This is a genomic window from Gordonia amarae NBRC 15530 (assembly GCF_000241345.1).
Taxonomy (GTDB): Bacteria; Actinomycetota; Actinomycetes; order Mycobacteriales; family Mycobacteriaceae; genus Gordonia; species Gordonia amarae.
In genome coordinates this window covers 83,361-108,495 of sequence record NZ_BAED01000071.1, presented here as the reverse complement: position 1 = coordinate 108,495, position 25,135 = coordinate 83,361, and the positions used below count along the sequence as shown (strand labels likewise).

At 69.2% G+C, this 25,135-nt stretch carries 26 protein-coding genes; 13 read left to right on the top strand and 13 right to left on the bottom strand.

The window, feature by feature from the left end:
- The first annotated feature begins 8 nt into the window (after positions 1-8).
- From GOAMR_RS21440 to GOAMR_RS21425, 4 genes are all read left to right on the top strand, one after another.
- Positions 9-1,283 (top strand): glycosyltransferase family 87 protein, encoded by a 1,275-nt coding sequence (locus tag GOAMR_RS21440; protein ID WP_040516017.1) that lies wholly within the window; start codon positions 9-11, stop codon positions 1,281-1,283.
- Positions 1,280-1,681 (top strand): peptide-methionine (R)-S-oxide reductase MsrB, encoded by a 402-nt coding sequence (msrB, locus tag GOAMR_RS21435; RefSeq protein ID WP_005193003.1) that lies wholly within the window; start codon positions 1,280-1,282, stop codon positions 1,679-1,681. The genes GOAMR_RS21440 and msrB overlap by 4 nt, the downstream gene beginning before the upstream one ends.
- A 71-nt stretch (positions 1,682-1,752) precedes the next feature.
- A complete protein-coding gene (locus tag GOAMR_RS21430; RefSeq protein WP_005192987.1) occupies positions 1,753-2,637 on the top strand; it encodes an ABC transporter ATP-binding protein in 885 nt (294 codons plus the stop codon).
- A complete protein-coding gene (locus GOAMR_RS21425; protein ID WP_005192984.1) occupies positions 2,634-3,422 on the top strand; it encodes an ABC transporter permease in 789 nt (262 codons plus the stop codon). Before GOAMR_RS21430 ends, GOAMR_RS21425 begins: the two co-directional genes overlap by 4 nt.
- Positions 3,423-3,446: 24 nt before the next feature.
- Here GOAMR_RS21425 and hemQ read toward each other — a convergent pair whose 3' ends face one another.
- The 3 genes from hemQ to hemE all read right to left on the bottom strand — a co-directional run bounded on the left by hemQ (position 3,447) and on the right by hemE (position 6,652).
- A complete protein-coding gene (gene hemQ / locus GOAMR_RS21420) occupies positions 3,447-4,142 on the bottom strand; it encodes a hydrogen peroxide-dependent heme synthase (protein ID WP_005192980.1) in 696 nt (231 codons plus the stop codon).
- A gap of 63 nt (positions 4,143-4,205) precedes the next feature.
- A complete protein-coding gene (locus GOAMR_RS21415; RefSeq protein ID WP_005192978.1) occupies positions 4,206-5,567 on the bottom strand; it encodes an FAD-dependent oxidoreductase in 1,362 nt (453 codons plus the stop codon).
- Positions 5,564-6,652, bottom strand: a complete 1,089-nt coding sequence (gene hemE, locus GOAMR_RS21410) for a uroporphyrinogen decarboxylase (protein ID WP_050942843.1) — start codon at positions 6,650-6,652, stop codon at positions 5,564-5,566. Before hemE ends, GOAMR_RS21415 begins: the two co-directional genes overlap by 4 nt.
- A gap of 115 nt (positions 6,653-6,767) precedes the next feature.
- On the opposite strand from hemE, the gene GOAMR_RS21405 reads away from it, so the two are divergent.
- On the top strand, positions 6,768-7,388 hold the full coding sequence (locus GOAMR_RS21405) for a DUF3000 domain-containing protein (protein WP_040516016.1): 621 nt from the start codon (positions 6,768-6,770) through the stop codon (positions 7,386-7,388).
- Positions 7,385-8,614, top strand: coding sequence for an HRDC domain-containing protein (locus GOAMR_RS21400; protein WP_005192972.1), 1,230 nt, complete (start codon positions 7,385-7,387; stop codon positions 8,612-8,614). The genes GOAMR_RS21405 and GOAMR_RS21400 overlap by 4 nt, the downstream gene beginning before the upstream one ends.
- Positions 8,615-8,619: 5 nt before the next feature.
- Here GOAMR_RS21400 and GOAMR_RS21395 read toward each other — a convergent pair whose 3' ends face one another.
- The gene (locus GOAMR_RS21395) at positions 8,620-9,378 is read right to left on the bottom strand and encodes an alpha/beta fold hydrolase (protein ID WP_040516040.1); all 759 of its coding nucleotides are present in this window, start codon (positions 9,376-9,378) and stop codon (positions 8,620-8,622) included.
- Between the two features lie 149 nt (positions 9,379-9,527).
- A complete protein-coding gene (dxs, locus tag GOAMR_RS21390) occupies positions 9,528-11,492 on the bottom strand; it encodes a 1-deoxy-D-xylulose-5-phosphate synthase (RefSeq protein WP_005192968.1) in 1,965 nt (654 codons plus the stop codon).
- Positions 11,493-11,685: 193 nt separating this feature from the next.
- On the opposite strand from dxs, the gene GOAMR_RS21385 reads away from it, so the two are divergent.
- Positions 11,686-12,531, top strand: a complete 846-nt coding sequence (locus GOAMR_RS21385; RefSeq protein ID WP_005192966.1) for an alpha/beta hydrolase — start codon at positions 11,686-11,688, stop codon at positions 12,529-12,531.
- 28 nt (positions 12,532-12,559) lie between these two features.
- Here the strand turns inward: GOAMR_RS21385 and GOAMR_RS21380 are convergent, their stop codons facing one another.
- Together GOAMR_RS21380 and GOAMR_RS21375 are read right to left on the bottom strand one after the other, a co-directional pair.
- A complete protein-coding gene (locus GOAMR_RS21380; protein WP_005192962.1) occupies positions 12,560-13,837 on the bottom strand; it encodes a class I SAM-dependent RNA methyltransferase in 1,278 nt (425 codons plus the stop codon).
- A gap of 1 nt (position 13,838) precedes the next feature.
- Positions 13,839-15,848 (bottom strand): APC family permease, encoded by a 2,010-nt coding sequence (locus GOAMR_RS21375; RefSeq protein WP_170319200.1) that lies wholly within the window; start codon positions 15,846-15,848, stop codon positions 13,839-13,841.
- A 133-nt stretch (positions 15,849-15,981) separates the two neighbouring features.
- On the opposite strand from GOAMR_RS21375, the gene GOAMR_RS21370 reads away from it, so the two are divergent.
- Positions 15,982-16,647, top strand: coding sequence for a potassium channel family protein (locus GOAMR_RS21370; protein ID WP_005192956.1), 666 nt, complete (start codon positions 15,982-15,984; stop codon positions 16,645-16,647).
- A gap of 31 nt (positions 16,648-16,678) precedes the next feature.
- On the top strand, positions 16,679-17,341 hold the full coding sequence (locus GOAMR_RS21365) for a potassium channel family protein (RefSeq protein ID WP_005192954.1): 663 nt from the start codon (positions 16,679-16,681) through the stop codon (positions 17,339-17,341).
- Between the two features lie 15 nt (positions 17,342-17,356).
- On the opposite strand, the gene GOAMR_RS21360 is transcribed toward GOAMR_RS21365, so the two are convergent.
- Together GOAMR_RS21360 and GOAMR_RS21355 are read right to left on the bottom strand one after the other, a co-directional pair.
- Entirely contained in the window at positions 17,357-17,947 is a 591-nt protein-coding gene (locus GOAMR_RS21360) for a DUF3159 domain-containing protein (RefSeq protein WP_244427480.1), read from the bottom strand.
- A 139-nt stretch (positions 17,948-18,086) separates the two neighbouring features.
- On the bottom strand, positions 18,087-18,461 hold the full coding sequence (locus GOAMR_RS21355; RefSeq protein WP_005192950.1) for an OB-fold nucleic acid binding domain-containing protein: 375 nt from the start codon (positions 18,459-18,461) through the stop codon (positions 18,087-18,089).
- A 115-nt stretch (positions 18,462-18,576) separates the two neighbouring features.
- Here GOAMR_RS21355 and GOAMR_RS21350 point away from each other — a divergent pair, with 115 nt between their 5' ends.
- Positions 18,577-19,338, top strand: a complete 762-nt coding sequence (locus GOAMR_RS21350) for a hypothetical protein (RefSeq protein WP_005192948.1) — start codon at positions 18,577-18,579, stop codon at positions 19,336-19,338.
- A gap of 39 nt (positions 19,339-19,377) precedes the next feature.
- On the opposite strand, the gene GOAMR_RS21345 is transcribed toward GOAMR_RS21350, so the two are convergent.
- Both GOAMR_RS21345 and dut read right to left on the bottom strand, forming a co-directional pair.
- Positions 19,378-20,214: a DUF3710 domain-containing protein gene (locus tag GOAMR_RS21345; RefSeq protein WP_005192945.1), complete on the bottom strand. Its 837-nt coding sequence runs from the start codon at positions 20,212-20,214 to the stop codon at positions 19,378-19,380.
- 111 nt (positions 20,215-20,325) lie between these two features.
- Positions 20,326-20,793 (bottom strand): dUTP diphosphatase, encoded by a 468-nt coding sequence (gene dut / locus GOAMR_RS21340; protein WP_040516014.1) that lies wholly within the window; start codon positions 20,791-20,793, stop codon positions 20,326-20,328.
- Between the two features lie 45 nt (positions 20,794-20,838).
- Here dut and GOAMR_RS21335 point away from each other — a divergent pair, with 45 nt between their 5' ends.
- Positions 20,839-21,402, top strand: coding sequence for a DUF3093 domain-containing protein (locus tag GOAMR_RS21335; protein WP_050942839.1), 564 nt, complete (start codon positions 20,839-20,841; stop codon positions 21,400-21,402).
- A gap of 200 nt (positions 21,403-21,602) precedes the next feature.
- Here GOAMR_RS21335 and GOAMR_RS21330 read toward each other — a convergent pair whose 3' ends face one another.
- Positions 21,603-21,902 carry a DUF4193 domain-containing protein gene (locus GOAMR_RS21330; RefSeq protein WP_005192938.1) on the bottom strand — a complete coding sequence of 100 codons (300 nt, stop codon included), beginning with the start codon at positions 21,900-21,902 and terminating at the stop codon, positions 21,603-21,605.
- A 556-nt stretch (positions 21,903-22,458) separates the two neighbouring features.
- Between GOAMR_RS21330 and cei the strand changes: the two genes are divergently transcribed.
- Positions 22,459-23,178: an envelope integrity protein Cei gene (gene cei, locus GOAMR_RS21325; protein WP_005192934.1), complete on the top strand. Its 720-nt coding sequence runs from the start codon at positions 22,459-22,461 to the stop codon at positions 23,176-23,178.
- Here cei and GOAMR_RS21320 read toward each other — a convergent pair.
- Positions 23,166-24,107: an inositol monophosphatase family protein gene (locus GOAMR_RS21320; RefSeq protein ID WP_005192931.1), complete on the bottom strand. Its 942-nt coding sequence runs from the start codon at positions 24,105-24,107 to the stop codon at positions 23,166-23,168. The genes cei and GOAMR_RS21320 overlap by 13 nt on opposite strands.
- 209 nt (positions 24,108-24,316) lie before the next feature.
- On the opposite strand from GOAMR_RS21320, the gene ppgK reads away from it, so the two are divergent.
- Positions 24,317-25,117 (top strand): polyphosphate--glucose phosphotransferase, encoded by an 801-nt coding sequence (gene ppgK, locus GOAMR_RS21315; protein ID WP_005192928.1) that lies wholly within the window; start codon positions 24,317-24,319, stop codon positions 25,115-25,117.
- Positions 25,118-25,135: the final 18 nt, after the last annotated feature.

Genomic DNA, 25,135 nt, shown 5'->3' with positions numbered 1-25,135 from the left:
GTTCGCGGGTGGCAAGAGTAGATCGCATGCTGTTTCCGCCGAGTTCGGCGCAACGGGTGATTCCGATGATCCTGTGGCCGATTTCGATCATGATGGTGCTGCACAAGTCGGTGATCCTCGGTGTCGACGGCGCCCGCACCAACGATTTCCGTCCGGTCTATCTCGCCGCGTGGCGGTTCCTGAACGACTTCCCGGTGTACGCCGAGAATTACAACACGGTGGATCCGCACTACCTGTATCCGCCGTCGGGAACCCTGGTGATGGCGCCGCTGGCCAAACTCGACTACGAGGACGCGCGCTGGCTGTTCATCGCGCTGAGCACGATCTCCCTGGTGGCGTGCGCGTACCTGCTGGTGCGGTTGTTCGGGTACGGCATCGGCGGCTGGCAGATGCCGGCGGTACTGTTCGCCTTCTTCAGCACCGAAACCGTGGCCAACACGCTGATCTTCACCAACTTCAACGGCTTCGTGCTGCTCGGCATGCTCGGTTTCCTGCTGGCGCTGCGCAACCGGCACGACTGGTGGGCCGGTGTGTTCATCGGGCTGACGATCGCGGTCAAACCGGTCCTGGCCCCGCTGCTGCTGCTGGCGCTGCTGAACCGGCAGTGGAAGGCCATCATCCCGGCCGTGCTGGTTCCCCTCGCGCTGCTGGTGGTCGCCTGGCCGCTGGGTGTCGACTCGGCCGACTTCGTCCACCGCACCGTGCCGTATCTCGGCGAGGTACGTGACTACTACAACAGCTCCATCGCCGGCAACGGCGCCTACTTCGGTGTCGCGGACTGGCTGGTGCTGCTGCTGCGGGCGGCGTTCGTGCTGATGGCGGTGTTCTGCCTGTGGTTCCTGTACCGCTACTACCGCAAGACCGACGAACTGCTGTGGCTGACCGTGTCGGCGGGGGTGTTGCTGACCACCGAGTTCCTGGTCGGCTCGCTCGGTCAGGGCTACTACTCGATGTTGCTGTTCCCGCTGCTCGCGTCGGTGTTCCTGCCCGGTTCGCCGATGCGCAACTGGCCGGCCTGGCTGGGTGTGTATGGCGCGTTCACGTTCGACTCGTTGTACTCGGACCGGTGGGAGGCATTCGGCCGCATCCTCGAATACAACAAGGTGACGATGGGCTGGTCGCTGATCATGATCGCCGTGTTCTGCAGCCTGCTGTTCCGTTACCTGGACCTGCGTAGGGCGGGTGCGGCCGGTCCGCTGCTGGAAGAATGGCCCCGGCGCGAGAACGAGGCGACGGGCACGGGTGGCGAGGGTGCCCCGGCCGTGGCTACCGTGAACCGATGACCGATTTCTCCGCACTGTCCGACGACGAGTGGAAAGCCCGCCTCACCCCGGCCGAGTACCGGGTGCTGCGCCAGGCCGGCACCGAGGCACCGTTCACCGGCGAGTACACCGACACCAAGACGATCGGCGTGTACCGCTGCCGGGCGTGCGATGCCGAGTTGTTCCGCAGCGAGCAGAAGTTCGAGTCGCACTGCGGCTGGCCGTCGTTCTTCTCCCCGCTCGCGGGCGAGGCGATCATCGAACGGGCCGACAACTCACTGGGCATGCGCCGGGTGGAAGTGCTGTGCGCGAACTGCGGCTCCCATCTGGGGCACGTGTTCTCCGGTGAGGGCTACCCCACCCCCACCGACCTACGCTACTGCATCAATTCCGTCAGCCTTCGGCTGGAAGAAAACTGACCACCGGACCGAATACCCGACCGGCACCTGACGATGGTCACTGGCGCGCAGGTGCGGGTGACCGCAAACATATGCCTGTGGGAGCGGTGATACGGACGGTCGGACTGAGTAAGACGTTTCACCCGCGCAACCAGGATCCGGTGTACGCCCTGCGCGGTGCCGACCTGACGATCGACCCCGGCGAGATCGTCGCCGTCCTCGGACCGAACGGTGCGGGCAAGACCACCCTCATCGACCTCATTCTGAGCCTGTCCACGCCCACCTCCGGTTCGGTGGAGGTGTTCGGCACGTCGCCGCGGGAGGCGATCAGAGATCAACGTGTGGGTGCGGTGATGCAGGCGGGCGGGTTGCTGCCGGACATGACCGTCGAGCACACCGTCGCGATGCTCGCCGCCACCATGAGCGACCCACCTGCCCTCGACGACGTCCTCGCCCGCACCGATCTGACCAGGCTGCGCCACCGCCGCGTCGGATCCTGCTCAGGTGGTGAACAGCAGCGGGTCCGGTTCGCGATCGCCCTGCTCGCCAGGCCCGACCTGCTGATCCTGGACGAACCGACCGCGGGCATGGACGCCGGGGCGCGGCGGCGATTCTGGGCCACGATGCGCGAGGAGGCCGACGCCGGCCGCACGGTGCTGTTCGCGACGCACTACCTCGCCGAGGCACAACAGTTCGCGCAACGCATCGTCCTCCTCGACGGAGGCCGCATCATCGCCGACGACACCCCGGCCGGGATCCAGTCCCGGCTGTCGGGGTGTGTCGTCGACTACGACATCACCGAGAACGGGGTGAGGGTCCACCACACGGTCACCGCCGATGACTCGGACGCGCTGGCCAGGGAACTGCTCACCACCACCGACGCGCGCAATCTGCGGATCGCCGCCCATACCCTGGAGGATGCGTTCATCGCGCTCACCGACCGGGACTCACACGTGGTGGAGGGAGACCGCCCATGACCGCCACGATCACGGCGGGTGCCCGGGTGAGCACGACGCTGCGTTTCGCCGGATACGACCTGATGCGCCTGTCCCGGGACTGGAGCACACTGTTCTTCTCGATCATGCTGCCGGTGGCGATGTACCTGATCTTCGGCGCGTTCCAGGACTATGGAAACGACCGCATCAACGACAGCAATGTGACCGCCTACGTCATGGTGGCGATGGCCCTGTACGCGGGCATCACGGGCGCGGTCGGGGCGGCGGGCACCATCGCGATGGAGAACCAGACGGGGTGGGGCCGCCAGCTCGCGCTGACCCCGCTCACCGCGGGCCAGCGGCTGTCGGCGAACCTCATCGGCATCGCGGTGCGCGCGGTGCTGCCGATCCTCGCGGTGTATCTGGCCGGTGCCCTCACCGGCGCCGAGATGCCCACCGGGGTGTGGGCGTCGACGCTGGCACTGGCGGTCGTGATGTCGGTGCCGTTCGGCCTGTACGGCATCGCGTGGGCGACGGCGATACCCACAGCCGCGTCGGTGAGCATCGCCGCGACCTCGGTGGTGGTCCTGGCGTTCCTGGGCGGCATGTTCATGCCGCTGAGCGAAGGGCTGCTGGCCGTCGGGCGGTTCACCCCCGCCTATGGGGCATCCACACTCACCCGCTACCCGATGACCGACGGTATCCAGAGCACCGTGGACGGTCAGCTCTCTGACCCCGACCCGCTGTGGTGGCCGTTGCTGAATGTGATCGTGTGGACAGCGGTATTCGCCGCGGCGGTCCTGCTGCTGCGCCGTCAGCGCCGCTAGCGGCACCGACGGCACAGGGCCGGGCTACGGCAGCGCGTCGATGAGGTCGGCGACCTCGACGCGGGGGCCCGAGAAGAACGGGGTCTCCTCGCGCACATGCATGCGGGCCTCGGTGGCGCGCAGGTCACGCATCAGGTCGACGATGCGGATCATCTCAGGCGCCTCGAAGGCGAGCAGCCACTCGTAGTCGCCGAGCGCGAACGCCGGCACGGTGTTGGCGCGGACGTCGGCGTAGCTGTGCGCGGCCAGGCCGTGGTCCTTGAGCATCTTGCGACGGTCCTCGTCGGGCAGCAGGTACCACTCGTAGGAGCGCACGAACGGGTACACGCAGATGTACTTGCCGGGTGCCTCACCGGCGAGGAACGCCGGGATGTGGGCCCGGTTGAACTCGGCGGGCCGGTGCACGGCCGCGTTGCTCCACACGGCGTCGCACACCTTGCCGAGCTGCACCTCGCGGCGGAAGCGTGCGTAGGCGGCCTGTAGCGCCTCGATGCTGGGTGCGTGCCACCAGATCATGAAGTCGGCGTCGGCGCGCAGACCGGCCACGTCGTAGATCCCGCGCACCACGATGCCCTCGTCCTCGAGCGAGTTGAAGAATTCGGTGGCGTCGTCCTTGACCTTGGCGCGGTCCTCGGGGAGTTCACCGGCACGCACCTTGAACACCGAGAACATCAGGTAGCGGATCGTCGCGTTCAGTTCGTCATAATCCAGGCGGCTCATACCATCCATCGTGCCACCGGGACGTACCGACGATCGCGGCAGGGCCGTTCGGCCCATCCACTGCTAGGTCAAGTCGGCGACGAGGTCGGCCGCGGCCCGTCCGGCCGCCCCCACGCATGCGGGTACGCCGACGCCGGCGTACGACGACCCGGTGAGCACCAGCCGGGACGGCCGCAGCCGCAGGGCCTCGGACATCCTGACCAGATGCCCGGGCGCATAGCGCGGCAGCCCGGTCGGCCACGGTTGCACCAGGGCTTCGACGACCCGCGGTGACACGGCCGGACACCCCGCGGCGGTGACCACCTGATCGAGATCCCCGAGCGCGATGCGCACCAGTTCGTCGTCGCCGGCGGTGACCGGTTCGCCGTAGCGGCCGAACGAGGCCCGCACCGATACCAGGCCGCTGTCGGCGACGTGCGCCCACTTCTGGGAGCTGAACGTGAATGCCTTGGCGCGCAACCGTTCCCCGGTCGCCACGAGGACACCCGAATGGTCCGGCACCGGGGTGCCGGGCGCCAGGGTGATCGAGACGACGGCGCTGCCCGCGGGTTCGACGGCGGCGAGCGTGGTGGTGAGTTCGGGCGTGGTGTCCCCGAGGAGCCGGGCGGCCTCCCAGGCGGGCACGGCCAGCACCACGCCGTCATAGGTCTGCCCGCCGACGTCCCAGCCGTCGCCGACCGGGACCGCCGCGGACACCCCGGCCTCGACGAGCCGCACTCCGGACGCCGCAGCGAGGGCGTCGACGAGCACCCGGTAGCCGCCGACGAGGGTCCCGAACACCGGTCCGGTGGCACCGGCCCCGGCGGTGATCAGATCGGTGACCGCGGCCCGGACACCGGGCGCCCCGGCGTCGAGACGGGCGGCGAGCGCCGGGAGCGCCTCGCGCAGGCCGATGTCGCCGGACAGGCTGGAATAGACGCCGCCGAGCATCGGGTCGACGCTGCGGGCCACCACGGACGGCCCACACCGGTCGGCGATGAGGTCGCCGACGCTCGGATCCGCCCCCGGCTCCCAGGTCCAGGGCCGGTCGGGTTCGCCGGCGATGCGCGCGAGATCCTCGGGGTCGACGAGGCCGGCGACGGCGTCGGGTGTGGCGGGCACCCCCATCAGGGCGGGCGTCGGCAGCGGGTGCAGCCGCCCGCCCGACCAGATCGCGGGGCGGCGTCCCGTCGGGGAGACGACCAGATCGGCCAGACCCAGTTCACGGACGAGTTCAAGCACCTCGGGCCGCCGGACAATGAACGCCTCGGCACCCACGTCGACGGTCAGCCCGCCGACGGAGGTGGTGTTGAGCAGACCGCCAAGCCGCCCGCCCGCCTCGTACAGGTCGATGGACACGTCGGCGCCGAGCGCCTGCCGCAGCCGGTAGGCGGTGGTCAGGCCCGACACGCCGCCGCCGACGACCGCGACCGAACGCCGCGTCATGGCAGGTCGACGGAGTGGATGAGGTCGACCGCCCGGGTGAGGGTGTCCGGGTCGGTGGTGGGCAGCACCCCGTGCCCAAGGTTGAAGATATGTCCGGTCGCCCCCGCCGCGACGGCCCGGTCACCGTCGTCGATGACCCGGCGCACCTCGCGCTCGATGACATCGGCCCCCGCGAACAGCACGGTCGGGTCGAGGTTGCCCTGCACGGCTTTGCCCGGGCCGACCCGCCGGACCGCCTCGTCGAGCGGGACCCGCCAGTCGACGCCGATCACGTCTGGACCGACCTCGGTCATCGCCGGCAGCAGCTCGCCGGTCCCCACCCCGAAGTGGATGCGGGGCACGCCATAGCCGGCGATCTCGGCGAACACCCGCGCGCTGTGCGGTGCCACGTAATGCCGGTAGTCGGCGGGCGAGAGCTGCCCCGCCCACGAGTCGAAAAGCTGCACCGCGTCCACACCGGCGTCGAGCTGCACCCGCAAGAAGGTGACGGTGATGTCGGCCAGGTGCCCCATCAGCACGTTCCACGTCCGCGGGTCGCCGTACATGAGTGCCTTGGTGCGGGCGTAGGTGCGGCTCGGCCCACCCTCGATGAGGTAGGACGCGAGGGTGAACGGCGCCCCCGCGAACCCGATGAGAGCGGTGTGATCGGCAAGTTCACCCAGGATCAGTTCGACGGCCTTGCCGATGGCGCCGACACCCGCCGGATCCAGGCGCGGCAGTACCGCCACGTCGGCGGCCGTGCGGACGGGGTGGGCGATGACCGGACCGGTGCCGGCGACGATGTCCAGGTCGATACCGGCGGCGCGCAGCGGCACCACGATGTCGGAGAACAGGATCGCCGCGTCCACATCGTGCCTGCGCACCGGCTGCAGCGTGATCTCGCAGACCATCGCCGGGTCGAAGCAGGCCTCGAGCATGCCGTGGTCGGCGCGGATCGCCCGGTATTCGGGAAGCGAGCGACCGGCCTGACGCATGAACCACACCGGCCGGCGGGTGGGCCGCCCCCCGGTCGCGGCGGCGACCAGCGGGAACGAGGAATCATGGCTGCGTGAGCGCCGGTTATGCGCTCCGGATTCGTGCGGCATCAGGGTCAACTGTGCCATGTGCGGCCACCGGTGAACACGGCGGGACTCCCCCTCGGGACGGCGACCTTCGGCGCGCCTCCCCGGCGACACGCCGGGTCCGACTTACCGTACGTGCGTGACCTCACCCGGAGCTCCGACCGAGTCCTCGACGCGCATACCGGAAGATTTCCGGACCGCCGTGGACTCGCTCGGCGGTGCGCACATCCGTCCCGAAATCGAGGTCGGCCCCATCCGCCCACCGCAACGACTCGCCCCCTACAGCCACGCACTCGGTGTCGAGGTCCGGCAGTTCGACGGCCCCGACCAACTCGGCGACGACGAGCAGGGCAGCGCGTTCGGCCGGCTCATCCTGCTGCACGATCCCGCCGGGCACGAGGCCTGGAACGGCACGATGCGGCTGGTCGCGTACGTGCAGGCGGAGGTCGAGGCGGCGCTGGCGATGGATCCGCTGCTACCCGAGGTGGCGTGGAGCTGGTTGGCCGACGCGCTGGGCGTCGCCGAGGGCGACACCTCCTCGACGTACGGCGATGTCCACGTGACCGCACTCGGTGGCACCGTCACCTCCACCTCGTCGGTGCGCTACGGCGACATCGCCGGGCAACCACGCACCCATCAACTCGAGTTGCGCGCCTCCTGGACCGCGACCGACCTGGATCTCGGCCGGCACCTCGAAGCGTTCTGCGAGGTCCTGTCGGCCGCGGCCGGTCTGCCGCCCGTGGGTGTGACCGAACTATGACCGCCACGCCCACGCCGCTCACGGAGCCGGCCGGTGGCGTCCCGCCGGTGTTGACATCCGCGGCCGAGTTCTCCGACGCCGCCGCGCTGTTGGCCGCCGGCAACGGTCCGGTCGCCGTCGACACCGAACGCGCATCGGGCTACCGCTACTCTCAGCGCGCCTATCTGATCCAGCTCAAACGGGCCGGCGCGGGGTCGTTCCTGCTCGACCCGACCGTCGAACCCGACGCGCTGGCCCCGGTCATCGAGGCGCTGACCGGTCCCGAATGGGTGTTGCACGCCGCCGACCAGGATCTTCCGTGCCTACGCGAGGCCGGCTTCACGTGTACCGCGCTGTTCGATACCGAGCTCGCCGGTCGCCTGCTGGGGCGGCCGAAGGTGAACCTGGCGACGATGGTCGAGGAGTTCCTGGGTCTGGGACTGAGCAAAGGGCACGGTGCCGCCGACTGGTCGCGCCGGCCGCTGCCCCACGACTGGCTCGTGTACGCGGCCCTCGACGTGGAGGTTCTCCTCGAACTGCGCGATGCCACCGCTGCCGCCCTCACCGACGCCGGTAAGGACGATTGGGCGCGTGAGGAGTTCGCCGCGGTGCTCGCCCGGCCCGCGCCTGCGGCACGGGTCGACCGCTGGCGCCGCACGGCCGGCATCCACACCGTCAAGAGCGCGCGCGGTCTGGCGGCGGTACGTGAGCTGTGGCTGACACGTGAGGAGGTCGCCCAGCGCCGCGACATCGCGCCCGGCCGGATCCTGCCCGACTCGGCGATCGTCACCGCGGCGTCCGCGGACCCGGCCACCGTCAAAGACCTGACGCGGCTTCCGGTGTTCGGCGGCCCACGGCAGAGCCGCAACGCCCGGACCTGGTTCGACGCACTCGAACGAGCGCGGGCCCTGCCGGCTGCCGAACTCCCCCCGCGCAAACCGCCGATGACGGGCCTGCCGCCGTACAACCGGTGGGACCGCGGCAATCCGGAGGGCGCCGAGCGTGCCGCGGCCGTCCGGCCGGTGATCGGTGCGCTCGCCGAGGAGAACACACTGCCACCCGAGAATCTCCTCGCGCCGGACATCGTGCGCACCCTGTGCTGGGAGGGTGTCGAGCTGCCCGCCACCCCCAAGGCCGTCGATGCCCGGCTCGCGGCGGGGGGCGCGAGGTCGTGGCAGCGTGCCCTGGTGTCAGAAGCGCTGGCCGGTGCCCTGAACTCGGCCGGGGAACCCGCCGACAGCCAGTAGCCCGGCTAGTTCGGGATCAGGGGCCCGACCGGCCGGGTCGTCACCGCGTGGAGCAGCAACTCGGCCAGGTCACGGGGGCGGCTCAGAAACGGCGAATGCGATGCGTCGATGGTCAGTTGCTCGACACCGAGCCGCTCGGTGACCGTGTCGGCGAGCCAGACCGGCATCGCCCGGTCCTGCTCGCACCGGATGAAGCTGCGTGGCAGATCCGCGGCCCAGAAGTTCGGCACCGACACCGGTGCGACGGTGGTCTCCCCGAATCGTTCGGGCCCGAGGCGCTCGAAAGCCCAGCGGGCCGTTGCCTCGTCGCAGTCGTGATAGAAGTACTTCCACGCCCCGTCGAAGCCGGCGAACGTCATCGCCCCGTCCTCGGCGAAGCTCAGGTAGCCGAGCATCTCCCCCACGTCGCCGTCGATCTCCCCGTCTTCGGCATTGCGCATGGTCATCGCCTCGGTGTAGCTGCGTCCCTCCCGCGGCAGCGCCGCGGCCAGGTACACGATGTGCGAGACCAGTTCCGGTTTCGTGTCGGCGCCCAGGGTGGCGTCGAAACCGCCGCCGGAATGGCCGACCAGGACATCACCGGGCTGCAGCACGTCGGCGACGGCGGCCCGTCTGTTGGCCAGGGTCGAGTCCTCGTCCACCCGGCTGCCGTGGCCGGGCAGGTCCATCGCCACCCCGTCGTGGCCGAGTTCCCGGAGCTCGGCGATGGTGCGTTCCCAGCACCAGGCCGCGTGAAAACCGCCGTGTACGAAGACAAATCGCATACTCATACCTGACTCTCGTTCGAATCGACCCCGGTCTGCCGATATGTGCGTGCAGAACCGTCGCCATCAGAGTATTCAGGTTCTCTCATAATGAGAGTCGAATTCTCAATTCGCCGTCCCTCCCCGCGGCCGGGTGAGGCGGTTCCGGATCAGTCGTCGGCGTGGGACTCGGCGGGCTGATCGGCCGGGGTGTCGGCGAGTGCGTCGCCGTCGAGTTCGGGCACCGATTGCATCCGCGACACCGTCGCCGTGATCGAGCGGGCCAGATCCTGGGCGGTCAGGCCCAGGTCGGCGAGAATCTCACCGCGCGAACCCATCTCGATGAACTCCTGCGGAATGCCCCGCTGCTGCACCGGCACCAGGACATCGGCGGCGGCCACCGCCGCGGCGACCGCCGATCCGACACCGCCGCTGATACCGCCGTCCTCCAGCGTCACCACGAGACGGTGAGAGCGGGCCAGGTCGATGATCGAGCCCGGCACCGGCAGTACCCACCGCGGGTCGACGACCGTGGCCGCGATCCCCTGCTGCGCCAGCCGGTCGGCCGCGTCGAGGGCCAACGCACAGAACGCACCGACCGCGACGATGAGCACATCACCACGCACGGCACCCGCACCGGGCACCCCGCGGCGCAGCACGTCCACGCCGTCGTCAAGCCGCTGAACCGATCGGATATCTTCCGGCACAGCACCTTTGGAGAACCGGACGGCGGTCGGACCGGCGTCGGTGGCGATGGCCTCGGCGAACTCCTCCCGCAATCGCACCGCGTCGCGCGGGGCGGCCACCCGTATGCCGGGCACCATCGCCAGCAGCGACAGATCCCACATGCCGTGGTGGCTCGGGCCGTCGGGGCCGGTGATGCCGGAGCGATCGAGGACCAGGGTCACCGGCTGTTTGAGCAGCGCCACATCCATGAGCAACTGGTCGAACGCCCGGTTGAGGAAGGTCGAGTAGATGGCGACCACCGGATGCAGCCCGCCCAGCGCCAGCCCCGCCGCCGACGTCAGGGCGTGCTGTTCGGCGATCCCGACATCGAACAGCCGGTCCGGGAACCGCTCCCCGAAGGCGAGCGTGCCGGTCGGTCCGGGCATCGCCGCGGTGATGGCGACGATGTCCTTACGGCGGGCACCGGCCTCGATGAGCGCCGCGGAGAACACGTCGGTCCAGCCCAGCGGCGACACGCTCGTGGCCTGCCCGGTGGCCGGATCGATGACGCCGGTGGCGTGCATCTGGTCCTCTTCGTGGTTCTCGGCCGGTTCATACCCCATGCCCTTACGGGTGACCGTGTGCACGATGACCGGTCCGTGAAAGGACTTGGCCTGTGCGAACGCCGATTCGAGCTCGGCGATGTCGTGGCCGTCGACCGGGCCGACATACTTGATGCCGAGGTCGGTGAACATCGCCTGCGGGGCCAGCAGGTCCTTCAGGCCGCTCTTCATCCCGTGCAGCACCGCGTACGCCGGTTCACCGACCATGGGCACCTTCTGCAGCGCCCTACGGCCCTCGGTCAGCAGCTTCTCGTAGCCGGGTTGCAGGCGCAGGCCGGACAGGTGCCGGGCGAACCCGCCGATCGTCGGCGCGTACGAACGACCGTTGTCGTTGACCACCACCACCAGCTGACGCCGGGCGGCGGCGATGTTGTTGAGCGCCTCCCAGCACATGCCGCCGGTCAGCGCACCGTCGCCGACGACGGCCACCACGGTGCGGTCCTGCCCGGTCAGTTCGAATGACTTGGACAGGCCGTCGGCGTAGGACAGGGCCGCCGACGCGTGCGACGACTCGATCCAGTCGTGTTCGCTCTCGGCGCGTTCCTGGTAGCCGGTCAGGCCCCCGCGCTGGCGCAGCTTGTCGAAACCGGCCTTGCGTCCGGTGACGATCTTGTGCACGTACGACTGGTGACCGGTGTCGAACAGGATCGGGTCGTGCGGCGAGTCGAACACCCGGTGCAGCGCCAGGGTCAGTTCGACCACGCCGAGGTTGGGTCCGATGTGCCCTCCGCTGGCGGCGACCTTCTCGATGAGGAACGCCCGGATCTCGGCGGCCAGCGCGACCATCTCATCACCCGAAAGGGACCGCAGATCGGCAGGGGAATCTATCCGATCAAGCACGCCCATCGCCAACCTCCATCATCACCGTCAACCGATCACGCCCGACCGCACAAGCCGCCACGGGGCGTGCTGCACAGTCTAGGCGACCCGGATGAGCACCCCGCCGCGGAAGATGTGATGTCCCACCGACCCGCCGATCCGGCACGGGTGTCACTATGTGAGCGGATCCACACAACGACACACCACGCGAGGAGCGCAAGTGCCGACCGAAGAACGCCAATTCCTGGGCGCCCACGGACATGTCATCCGGTACGACGTGACCACTCCCGACCGCGACCCCCGGGGCGTGGTGGTCATCGTCCACGGTCTCGGCGAACACGGCCGCCGCTACGGTCACGTCGTCGACGCGCTGACCGGCGCCGGTTTCGTGGTCGCGGTCCCCGACCATCTCGGGCACGGGCGTTCCGACGGAAAGCGGCTGCGGATCAACAGCTTCGCCGACTACACCGGGGACATCGGCACCGTCCTGGACGCGGTGCGGATCGAGGGCCTGCCGACCTTCCTGCTCGGTCACAGCATGGGTGGCTGCATCGCCCTGGACTTCGCGCTCGACCATCAGGAGCGGCTGACCGGGCTGGTGCTGTCGGGCCCCGCGGTGGTCCCCGGCTCCGACATGCCGCCGATACTGGTCACACTCGCCCCGATCCTGGGCCGCATCGTGCCCGGGCTGCCGTCGAAGGCGCTGCGCGCCGCCAGCATCTCCCGCGACCCGAAGGTGGTCGCCGACTACGACGCCGACCCGCTCGTGGTGCGCAGCCCGATCCCCGCGGGCTTGGGCGGGGCGATGATCAGCACCATGCAGTCGTTCCCCAAGCGTCTTCCGTCGCTGCGGATTCCGCTGCTCGTGATGCACGGCGGCAAGGACGTGCTCGCCGAGCCTGATGGCAGCCGGATGGTCGAGAAGCTCGCCGGATCGTCGGACAAGACGCTCATCATCTACGACGAGCTGTTCCACGAGATCTTCAACGAACCCGAACGCGACACGGTGATCGCCACCGCCGTGGACTGGCTGAGCGCACACGCCGACGCCGCGCACGGTTCCTGACACCCTCAGCGCACGGGAGGCTGCCCGGTCATCGGGTGAGGCAGCCGACCGCCTCCACGTGGTGGGTGCCGGGGAACGCGTCGAAGGCCCGCAGCGACCGCAGCCGGTACCCATGCCCGGTCAGGAAACCCAGGTCACGGGCGAAGCGGCCGATATCGCACGCCACGTACACCACGACCCGCGGCCCGGCGGCGGCGATGGTGTCGATCACCGCCCGCCCGGCGCCGGTCCGGGGCGGATCGAGCACGACGACACCGGGTGCCGGCAGTCCGGCAGCCACCTCCGCCACGTCCCCGCGGTGCGCGAGCAGCCGCCGGTCACCGGCGAAGGTGGCCTTCGCCGCGTCGATGGCCCCGGCGTCCGAGTCCACCACGTGGACATCGGCGGCGTCCGCGTCGAGCAGTGCGCCGGCGTAGATTCCGGCTCCGCCGTACAGATCCCACGCCACCGCGTCCCGCAGTTCGGCGTCCGCGTCCGCTGCCAGGTCGATGACGGTGCGCGCGTAGGTGGCCGGTGCCCCGCGATGGGCCTGCCAGAACCCGTTGACACCGATCCGCCAGGACCGCTCGCCCACGCGGTGAGTGACCAGTTCCTCGCCCTCGACCATCGAGATCTTCCGGGAGGCGGCCCGCGCCCGGCGGGTGCGCTGGACGTGTCGCCGGTCGCCTCTGCTGCCCCGAACCGGTTCCGGGGGCGCGATCTCGGCGATGTGTCTGCCGTCGGCACCGGCGACCGCGACGATCTCGGAGCCCGCCCTGAAACGTAGTTCGCCGAGACCGGTCAGTAGCCCGTCGACCGGCGCCGAACACTCATGCCCGACGATCACCGAGCTCGCGTGCCAGGCGTGCACCCCGGTCCGGCCCTGGTCGTCGGCGAACAGCCGGGTACGCACACGCCAGCCCTCCCCATCGGGCCCCAGTGCTTGCACGCCGTCGGCGAAGAATCCGGACTCCTCCAGCTGCGGGTCGGTCAGCGACCCGATACGGCGCAGTACGTCGGCTGTCACCTCGGTCTTGAGCCGCCTTGCCGCGCTCGGTACCACGAACGACAGGTCGCAGCAGCCGCCGCCGTGGGCCGCGGCCGGACATGCTGGCGGAACCCGGTCCTGCGACGATTCGACGACCTCGGTCACCACCGCCCGCCAGAACCGGTCGTTGCTGCAATCGACGATCCGCACCCGCACCCGCTCGCCGGGCAGCGCGCCGCGCACGAACACCACCCGGCCGTCATAGTGGCCGACAGCCTCGCCGCCGTTGGCCATCCGGGCCGTCACCAGCTCGGTTTCCGGCACTTCCGCATCGGTCATCTCAGCGTCGTTCCGTCCCACCCATGCCCCGGCGGGTGTCACCGGGGCCGTACACGTTCAGATCACGATCTTTGAGCCGGTCCGAGGAGTTGAGCTGCCACGGTACGGACGTCACCATCACGCCGGGCTCGAACAGCAACCGGCTCTTGAGCCGCAGCGCGGACTGGTTGTGCAGGATCTGCTCCCACCAGTGCCCCACCACGTATTCGGGGATGAACACGGTCACCACGTCCCGGGGCGATTCGCGCCGCACCCTGCGCACGTAGTCGAGGACGGGCCGGGTGATCTCTCGGTACGGGGAGGCGATCACCTTCAGCGGGACCTCGATCTCGCTGGCCTCCCATTTGGACACCAGCGTGCGGGTCGACCGGTCATCGACATTCACGGTGATCGCCTCCAGCATGTCCGGCCGGGTGGCACGGGCGTATCGCACCGCGCGCCGGGTGGCCAGGTTCAGCCCTGACACCAGAACGATCGAGTGGGTGCGGCTGGGCAGCACGGCACTCTCGTCGTCGCGGTCGAGTTCCTCCTGCACGCTCGCGTAATGCGAATGGATCAGTTTCATCAGCACGAACACAGCCACCATCAGAACGATCGCGATCCAGGCACCGGCTGTGAACTTGGTGATCAGCACCACCACCAGCACCGTCGCCGTCATCACCAGCCCGACGGTGTTGACGATCCGGGACTGGATCATCCGTTTGCGTGCCTGCGGGTCGGTTTCGGTGCGCAGCAACCGTGTCCAGTGCCGGACCATGCCGGTCTGGCTCAGCGTGAACGAGACGAACACCCCCACGATGTACAGCTGGATCAGCACGGTCACCTCGGCGCCGAACGAGATCACGAAGATGATCGCGGCGATCGCCAGGAACAGGATGCCGTTGCTGAACGCGAGCCGATCGCCGCGGGTGTGCATCTGCCGGGGCAGGTAGCGATCCTGCGCCAGCACCGAGGCCAGCAGCGGGAAACCGTTGAACGCGGTGTTGGCCGCCAGAACCAGGATGAGCGCGGTCGCCGCCGCCACGAAGTAGAAGGCCGGTGAACCGTCACCGAACACCGCCAGCGACAATTGCGCGATCATCGACTTCTGGTGATAGTTCTCCGGGGCACCGATGAGATCGTTCGCCGGGTCCATCACGTATTTTGCGCCGATCTCCTGCGCCAGCACCACGATGCCGAGCAGCAGGGTGATGGAGAACGCGCCGAGCATCATCAAGGTGGCCGCGGCATTGCGCGACTTGGGTTTGCGGAACGCGGGCACCCCGTTGCTGATCGCCTCGACGCCGGTGAGCGCGGCACAGCCCGACGAGAAGGCCCGGGCGATCAGGAAGACGAAGGCGATCCCCGCGAGGTGGCTGTCCTCGGCCTTGAGCCCGAACCCGCTGGTCTCGGCGCTGACATCCCGGTCGAGGATGACGATCTCCACGAAGCCCCAGATCAGCATCGCGCCGACGCCCACGATGAAGGCGTACGTCGGGATCGCCAGTACCGCACCCGATTCCTTGATGCCGCGCAGGTTGACGGCGGTCAGCACAGCGATCGCCGCGACGCTGAACCACACCTTGTGCTCATGCACCAGAGGGAACGCCGACCCGATGTTCTCGGCTGCAGAGGCGATCGACACCGCGACGGTCAGCACATAGTCGACGAGCAGGGCACTGCCCACCGTCAGCCCCGCATTCGGGCCGAGGTTGACGTTCGCGATCTCGTAATCACCGCCGCCCGACGGGTAGGCGTGCACGTTCTGCCGGTAGCTCGCAACCACCACCACCATCACCACCGCCACGGCCAGCGCCACCCACGGGGTGAACGTCAGTGCGCTGACACCGGCGATCGACAGGACGAGGAAGATCTCCTGCGGCGCGTACGCGACCGACGACATGGCGTCCGAGGCGAACACGGGCAGCGCGATCCGTTTGGGCAGCAGCGTGTGGTTGAGCTTGTCGCTGCGGAAAGGCTGTCCGAGCAGCAGTCGCTTGATCACGACGGACACCTTGGGCACGGTGGACACCACGCCACACTAGGCCGTGCCCCTCGCAAAGACCACAGCACCACCCCGCCTCGCCGACATGTCACCGCCCACCATCACACTCGATCGGTTCACGGAGTAGGTTGAGCAACGTCAAATGTGGGAAAGGACGCCCGTGCGCGTAGTCATCATGGGTTGCGGCAGAGTCGGATCGTCGTTGGCGATGTCCATGAGCCGCCGCGGCCACGAGGTGTCGATCATCGACCGCGACGCCGCGTCGTTCATCCGTCTCGACCAGCCCTTCGACGGCGCCAAGGTGGTGGGCGCCGGATTCGACCGCGACGTCCTGATCAAGGCCGGGATCGAGACGGCCGATGCGTTCGCCGCAGTGTCCTCCGGCGACAACTCCAACATCATCGCCGCCCGCGTGGCGCGCGAGACGTTCGGGGTGGAGCGGGTCGTCGCCCGCATTTACGACGCCCGGCGCGCGGAGGTCTACGAGCGACTCGGGATCCCCACCGTCGCGACCGTCCCGTGGACCACGGAACGGTTCGTGTCCGCTCTCGACGAGACCGCGAACACCGCTGAATGGCGCGACCCGTCCGGCACGCTCGGGGTGGCCCGCATCGATGTCGACGAATCGTGGATCGGTACCACCGTGGGCCGCTTCCAGGAGCACACCGGGGCACGCATCGCCTTCATCAGCAGGGTCGGCCGGGTGATGCTGCCCGACGTCAAATCGGTCATCCAGCAGGACGATCAGGTGTACGCGGCGGTGCTGCTGGACAATCTGGCCAATGCCAGGGCGCTGGCCGCGGCGCCCGCCCCGATCCGGGACTGACAGGACACCTGATTCACATGGAGGCCATGCCGTGAAGATCGCCATCGCCGGAGCCGGCGCGGTGGGACGTTCGATCGCCCGTGAGCTGCTGTCCAGCGCGCACGAGGTCACCCTGTTCGAACGACTCGCCTCCCACATCGACACCTCCGCGGTCCCCGACGCCACCTGGGTGCTCGGCGACGCCTGCGAGCTGAGCAATCTCGAGCGCGCCCAACTGCACCTGTTCGACGTGATGATCGCCGCCACCGGCGACGACAAGGCCAATCTGGTGGTCAGCCTGCTCGCCAAGACCGAGTTCGCGGTCAACAGGGTGGTGGCCCGCGTCAACGATCCGCGTAACGAGTGGCTCTTCGGGGAGGATTGGGGCGTGGACGTGGCGGTGTCCACGCCGCGGCTGCTGGCCTCGCTCGTCGAGGAGGCCGTGTCGGTGGGAGATCTGGTGCGGCTGATGACCTTCCGTCAGGGTCAGGCCAACCTGGTCGAACTGACCCTGCCCGCCAACACTCCCCTCGCCGGTAAGCCGGTGCGCAAGCTCGCGCTGCCGCGGGATGCGGCGCTCGTGGCCATCCTGCGGGGTAAACGGGTCATCGTGCCGCAGTCCGACGACTCGATCGAGGGCGGCGACGAACTGGTGTTCATCGCGCCGGAGGAAACCGAGGACGATCTGTTCGCCGCCATGCAGGTGGCCCATTGATCGTCTGACCGCCGATCACCGGGATGCGGTGTCCTGGCCGGGCGTCTCGGCGGAAACCGCCCGGCGCACCAGGAAAACGGTGATGACGGCCGCGAGCGCGGTCAACGGCCAGCCCATGCCGATGCGGGCCGCGGCCAGCCAGCCGGTGTGATCGCTGTCGTACAGCGCCGACTGTGTCAGGTACCGGGCGCCGAACACGACCGCCCAGCAGGCGGTGGCCAGGTCGTAGGCACGCAGGACGGCCCGCTGCCGGCGCCAGCCGGTGCCCTCACCGGTCACCAGATGCCAGGCCACCCCGATCAGCGGCCAGCGCACCACTATCGACACCACGCACGCGATCGCGTAAACCAACATCGACCAGATGCCGAACAGGAAGTATCCCTTGGCGTCTCCGGTGCGGTGCGCGATGAACGCACAGATCGCGACGCCCAGCAGTCCCGACACCGCAGGCATCAGACCTTCGCGCCGCACCAGCCGGATCACGAACACCAGTGCCGCGGCTCCCAGTGCCGCGCCGACGGCCACACCGAGCCCGCCGATCGAGTTCGCGGGCACGAACACCGCGATCGGGACCGTCGAGTAGATCAGCCCCGACACACCGCCCATCTGCTCCAGCAGCGGCGGCTCGGCGGCCTGTTCCTCGGAAGCCACTTCCGCCCGGACTTCTTCTGCACGGACTTCTTCTGCACGGACTTCTTCTGGATTGTTCGCCTCGCCCGAACCTCCGGGTTCCGGCCGGCCGGGATCAGTCGTCGGCGCCATACAGCTCGTAGTACGGGTTGTAGATCACCTTGCTGCCGTCGAGGTCGGCGATTCTGCCACGCACCGTCACCGTCCGACCGGGCTCGATACCCGGGATCCGGTTACGGCCGAGCCACTTGAGGATGACGGTGTCACTGCCGTCGAAGAACTCCGCCTTGACACCGGCTTTCGCGGTGCGGGAACAGGTCTCGACCGACCGCAGCTCACCGTGCATGGTCACCTCGTCACCGCGACAACATTCGGCGGCACGCTGGCCGCCGCGGGCACGGGACTCACGGGAGATACGTTCGGTCTCGACGTCGCCGAGATCCTCGGTCAACCGACGAGTCAGCCTCTTGAGATATCCGGGCGTTGTCATTCTTTCTCCAAGCACCGCTGGCGATTTGCGTGGTGGGCCGCGTACGCGATCCACCGGACTTCCGCCACTGTAGACCCCTGCCCACGCCAGATCCAACGCCAGGCATCATCGTTACATGCCGACGGGTTCCGAGTTGTCTCACAGTTCACTCACGCCATCCCCCGCAGCACTGGTGGCGATGCCCGGCACCGGCTCCGACGCCGACTACGTGCGGCGTGCATTCGGGCCTGCCGCGACAGAGCTCGGCGTCGAGCTGATCGCCTCGCAGCCCGCCGACGACCTCGTCGCCGGGCATCTCGCCGTCCTCGACGAAGCCGCCCGTAGGCACGGGACGATCCTGGTGGGCGGCGTGTCGATCGGCGCGGCGCTGGCGGTGCGATGGGCGCTGGCCCAGCAGCCCTCCCCCGGCGAGGCCGGCGCCTGCGCGGGTGTCCTGGCCGCGCTTCCACCGTGGTCCGGCGACGATCAGAACGCCATGGCCCGCGCCTCGGCCACCGCCACCGCCGACTCGATCCGCGGCATCGGCCTGGAGGCGACGATCGTCGCGATGCGCGCGTCCTCCCCGGCATGGCTCGCCGACGAACTGACCCGCTCGTGGACCGCTTTCGGGGACCGGCTCGAAAACCAGCTCCGGCAGGCCGCGGCGTACGTGTGTCCGCGTCCGGACGAAATCGCGCACCTGGCGGTGCCCTTGGCGATCACGGCATCACTCGATGACCCGATCCATCCGGTGCACGTGTCCCACGAGTGGTGCGCGGCCGCTCCGCGAGCCGCGGTTGCCCAACTGCCGCTCCCCGAATGGGGCGCCGACGCGGCCCTGCTGGGGACCACCACCGCCCGTATCTGGGCGGCGCTGCGGGCAGCCCCGAACGACTGAACCTCGCAACAGCCGCACTCGGGAAAGGCCGAAACGGCGTCAGCGACGCCAGGAGCGGCGTCGTAGCCGCTGCATCGCCGAACCCGACGACGGTTCAGGACCGCCCTGCGCGCCGGCCTCGCCGTCGTCCTCATAGGCCGCGGGATCGTCGTACCCGGCACGATCGTCGAAGTCCTCGTCGTCGGCGTTCACGACCGTCGCCTGCGACAGCTGATCGAGCGCACCACCGTCGTGCTCCTCGGCCCCGTAGGCGGGTACGTCCTCGAAGCCCGGTTCGCCGGCCTCGACCATCTCCTGCTGCGCTGCGGCCACCTGCGCGGCGAGTACGTCGGGCAGTTCGATCGGCAACGCCTCACGCGGCGGATAGGGGTCGTTCCCGCGCCGCACCACCGACTCGGCGAGGACCGCGCGGGCGAGCTGGCTGAGCGGTTCGGTGGCCTCGGTCGGGCCGCTGGCCACGCACCGCACGAGCCAGCGCGGGCCGTCGACACCGATGAACCGGTGAATGGTGCCGGGCACCTCGGCGACCACCTCGCGGCCCCAGTGCCCGTCCTCGATGGAGGTGGTGGCACCGCTGTCGCGCAGGGATTCGGCCAGTTCGCGGACCACCTCACGCCAGGTACCCGGCGTCTTGGGTGCGGCGAAGGCGGCGACCCCGATCCGGCCGAACGGTGTCACCAGATACACCGCTTCGGGCTGGTGGTCGGCGGTCATCTCGACGGTGACCTGCCCACCCTCGACGACGGGAACCAGCACCGACCCCAGGTCGAGGTGCGAATTCTGCAGCTCGGCAAGCGAAGTCACCAACGCGTCGATGTCGTAAGGGCCGGCCGCCTGGCCGATCCTCAACCCCTGGGTCGCGTTCTGCCGAGCCATTCCGGCGCCTCCTTGCGTAAGTCGATGTAGATCAGCGGATCCGTCTTGAAGGGTAGTCCACCCCGACGCGCCCGCGGTGCAACGCGGCCGTCACCGGCCCCGACCGAGCCCTCAGCCCTCTAACACCGCATGACCGCCGCTGGACCCGTAGCCACCGGTCCCCCGGCTGGTGTCGTCGAGTTCGGCGACCTCGGTGAATTCGGGCAGTTCGACCCGCTGGACGACGAGCTGTGCGATCCGGTCGCCGCGGGCGATGGTGATCGGCGTGTCGGGGTCGTGGTTGATCAGGCACACCTTGATCTCGCCGCGATACCCGGCGTCGATGGTGCCGGGGGTGTTCACGATCGACAGCCCGGTCCGGGCCGCCAGACCCGACCGGGGGTGGATCAGGCCCACCATGCCGACGGGGATCGCGACCGCCACACCGGTCCCGACGAGCTGACGTCGGCCGGGCGGCAGTTCCAGGTCTACGGCCGAGTACAGGTCGACGCCCGCGTCGCCGGGATGCGCCCGGGTCGGCATCGGCAGATCGGGGTCCAGACGGCGAAGGGGGATCACGGGTGCGGAATCTGCGCTCACGGACCGCAGACTACCCCTCCGCCGCAGCCGACTAGGCTGGTCGTCGTGGCAGCACCCCAATCACCGAACAGCTCGTCATCCGGCCCGGCATCCCAGGTCGGATCCCAGTCGGCCCGGCCCGATCTCTATGACGAACGTCTCACCGTTCCGTGGTGGTGGTGGGTTGCCGGTGCCGTCGTGACCGGCGTCGTGGGATATGAGATCCAGCTGTCCGCGCACAAGTCGGCGTGGAGTGTTGCCGGGTACGTGGTGGTCGGGATTCTCGCGGCCGCGTTGCTGTGGTCGATGGGGCGCACCCGGGTGGCAGTGACCGCCGACGGCGAGCTGGTCGCCGACAAGGCCCGGCTGCCTCGTGAAGTGGTCGCGCGCGGCGCGACGGTGGCGGCCACAGCCAAGTCCGCGGCACTGGGGCGTCAGCTCGACCCGGCCGCGTTCCTGATGCATCGCGCGTGGATCAAGGCGATGGTGTTGCTGGTCCTCGACGATCCCGACGACCCCACGCCCTACTGGCTGGTCTCCACCCGGCACCCAGACCGGGTGCTGGCGGCCCTGGGTATCGATGACGCTGCGGCGTCACCCCGGGACAGGGCTCCGCGGGACCGCGACTGACGGGCACCCGACCCGTCGTACCGGGCGGGTGGCGAAAAACCTGGACCGGAGAAACGCAAAACCGGACCGCACGATCGGGCGGTCCGGTTTTCTCTACCGGCTGGACGGCCGGTTCGGGCTGTCACCCACGACACAGGGCTGGTGGCCGCAGGTGGGGCATGACAGGCAGATGGGTTGTGACGGGCACGTACCCGCGATGGTCAGGCGCAGTCCACGCACACCATCGAGTTGCCGTTCTCGCGGGCCAGCCGGCTGCGATGGTAGACGAGAAAGCAACTGGTGCAGGTGAACTCGTCGGCCTGCTTGGGGATGACCCGGACCGACAGTTCTTCGCCGGACAGGTCCGCGCCCGGAAGTTCGAACGACTCGGCGGTGTCGCTCTCGTCGACGTCGACAGACGAGGACTGTGCCTCGCTGCGACGGGCTTTCAATTCTTCGAGCGAGTCCTCGTTGAGGTCTTCGCTCTCGGTTCGACGTGGGGCGTCGTAGTCAGTAGCCATTGTGTGCCTTACCTTTTTTCAGCGTTGAGGGCGCTTTCTCGGCCCGGCTTGTGGCCGGTTACCGAGAGCAAGCGCCGCCCCGTCCGGAGTTATTCCGGGCGGTGGCCGGGCAACGAGCGAACCCTGCCGCGATCAGCGGCGAAGCGGCGTCGCGTGATGCGCCGCCACCCATGCGATCCCGCACTTCGTCCCCGGACCTGTACGTACGTCTGTGACATTTTGCCGTGTCAACTCGGCCCCGTTCTCCGACTGCTGGGGAGCCCGGGCGCCCAGAGCATAGTGTAGTGACCACCGAGAAGTCAATGCCCAAATTGCCGCGCGCGTCGCACGCGCACCACCGTACAGATCCGGGCCTGTGACGTCGCGCACTCCTGCCGAAACAGGTACCAAGGTCCCACCACCGCGGGGCCTGACCGCGATGGAACGGGCCGACCCTCTAGAGTGGGCCGTCTACAGTGGGCCCCTACAGCAGGCCCCTGGAGTGGGCGCGGTCACGCGACCCATCGAGCATCAGCATCGAGCAGCAACCCGGTCATCGAGAGGAGCGACGTCCAGCGTGGTGTCCCATATCGCGGCAGGTACGACGACCGACCGGAAAGGCCGGCCGTTCCGCAGGCGCCGCAAAGAGCCGGTCCTTATCGCAGTCACAGTCCTCGCCACCATCGCGGTTGTCGTATGGTGCGTCGCGGCAGTCAAATCCGGCGATGACGCCACCCCCACGGCATGCAACAGCCCGCTGCCGGTGCCCACCTCGGCCGCCCCCACCTCCACGGCCGCCACCCGGACCCCGGGTAACCCCACCACGCCCACGCCGTCGCTGACGGTTGTCGCCAAGAGCGAGATGGAAAGCGTCGCGCCCGCGGCGCTGTCGAGCTTCCAGGTGCGGGTGCTGAACGCCTCCGGACAGCGCGGCGCAGCCAGGTCGGCCTCCGACGATCTCACCGCGCAAGGGTTCACCCCCGCCGCCGACACCGCGTACGCCGACGACCCGGTCTACGTCGGCCAGGACCTCGACTGCGTGGCACAGATCCGGTTCGGCCCCGGCGGCAAGAGCGCCGCCGCGGCCGTGTGGCTGGCGATTCCGTGCGCCCAGCTCGTCGACGACGGCCGCCGCGGCACTGTGGTCGATGTCGCGCTGGGCACCTACTACCAATCACGCGAACTGTCCCAGGACGCACAGGCCGCGCTGGAGGCGCTACGCCTGGCGAACCCGAAGGATCCGGCAACCGGCGCCGATCCCGGCCTGGTCAGCGCCGTGCACAATCAGTCCTGCTGACCGCCTTCGGGGATGGCGGCCAAGCCGCCCAGCTCCTCGACCAGGGCCAGGAACTCGCTCGCGATCCCCGGCGCCACCGCGATCGTGGGAACCCCGTCGACCGAACGTGAATCGGCGGCCGGCAGCCGGACGACGGCGCCCGCCTCTGCGGCGATGAGCCCGCCCGCGGCCCAGTCCCAGGGATTGAGGCCATGTTCGAAATGCGCGTCGACGCGGCCGCTGGCGACCATGCACAGATCCAGTGCCGCGGCACCGATCCGCCGGATATCCCGGATATGGGGCAGCAGTCTGCCCACGAACTCGCCCTGCGTCCTGCGCCTGCCCTGGTCGTAGGCGAACCCACTGGCCACGAGCGCCAGCCCGACGTCGGTGACCGCGGCGCACCCGAGCCGCTGCCGGGCTGCTCCGTCCCCGGCGGAACGGGCATAGGCGCCATGACCTCGGGCCGCCGAATACGTCACCCCGGCCGCGACGTCCACGACCGCGCCTGCCACTGATTCGCCGCCGATCTGCGCAGCGACGGAGACCGCGTACGCGGGTATGCCGTAGAGGTAGTTGACGGTGCCGTCGATGGGGTCGACCACCCAGCGCACCCCGTCGGGAACCTCGACGCTGCCGCCGCGTTCCTCCCCGAGGACATCGTCGTCCGGCCGTAGCTCGCGCAGCCGCTCCCGGATCAGGGCCTCGCTCTCGGTGTCGGCCAGGGTCACCGGGTCCGTGGGCGTCGACTTCGTCCCGACGGCCGGTTCGGGTGTCCCGCCGCCCGCGGCGGCCGCGGGCGCAGAGCCGAATGCCGCGAACAGTTCCCGTCGCCGTGACCGCACGTGGGCGGCCGCCAGCTCCGCGACGGCGATGGCGACCCGCTCAAGTTCGACCGGCGACGCTGCTGTACCTGAACGATGGGACCGGGGGGAGTTCACGCTCACCATGTCAACACATCGCCGCACCGAACACAGTGGGCGGGCACACATCGGGCGGTACACACCCGATCCAGCCGGCCGAAACGGCCGCGCCCGGGAGCCGCTGTCCGCCGCACCAATATCGCCCCGATGACCTAGCCTTGTGAGACGACACGACCGATCCGTCCGGCGGACCGCGACGACCGTCTCGGGTGACGCCTGCCATGAAAGGGCCGACTATGACCGAGTCCCCCACCCCAGCCACCTCCGACGCGGTGCCCGGCCCCGGTCCGGAGACCGGCGGCAATCTCGGTTTCGGCGTGGACGTCGGCGGTTCGGGCACCAAGGGCGGCATCGTCGATCTCGACACCGGTCAACTCGTGGGGGAACGCTTCAAGGTCCTCACCCCGCAGCCGGCGTCGCCGGACGCGGTCGCCGGGGCGGTCGCCGAGGTGGTGGCGCATTTCGACTGGCAGGGCCCGGTCGGGGTGACGCTGCCTGGTGTGGTCACCGACGGTGTGATGCGCACCGCCGCCAACATCGACAAGGCCTGGATCGGGACAGACGTCTACGACCTGTTCAGCAAGCACCTCGGTGGCCGTGAGGTCGCCGCGCTCAACGACGCCGACGCCGCGGGCCTGGCCGAGGACCGTTTCGGTGCGGGCAAGGACGTCTCGGGTGTGGTCATGCTGCTGACCTTCGGCACCGGGATCGGGTCCGCGCTCATGGTCGACGGCACGCTCGTACCGAACACCGAGCTCGGGCACATGATCGTCGGCCACAAGGAAGCCGAACATCAGGCGTCCTCGAAGGTCAAGGAGGACAACGACTGGTCGTACGAAAAGTGGGCCGGGAAGGTCAGCGACGTCCTCGTCGCCTATGAGAATCTGTTCTGGCCCAACTTGTTCATCGCGGGCGGCGGTATCAGCCGCAAGGCCCACAAGTGGGTTCCGTTGCTGACCAACCGCACGCCCGTGGTGCCCGCGACACTGCGCAACACCGCGGGCATCGTCGGTGCCGCGATGGCCGTGGCGGACTGAGCCCGAACGCACCTGACC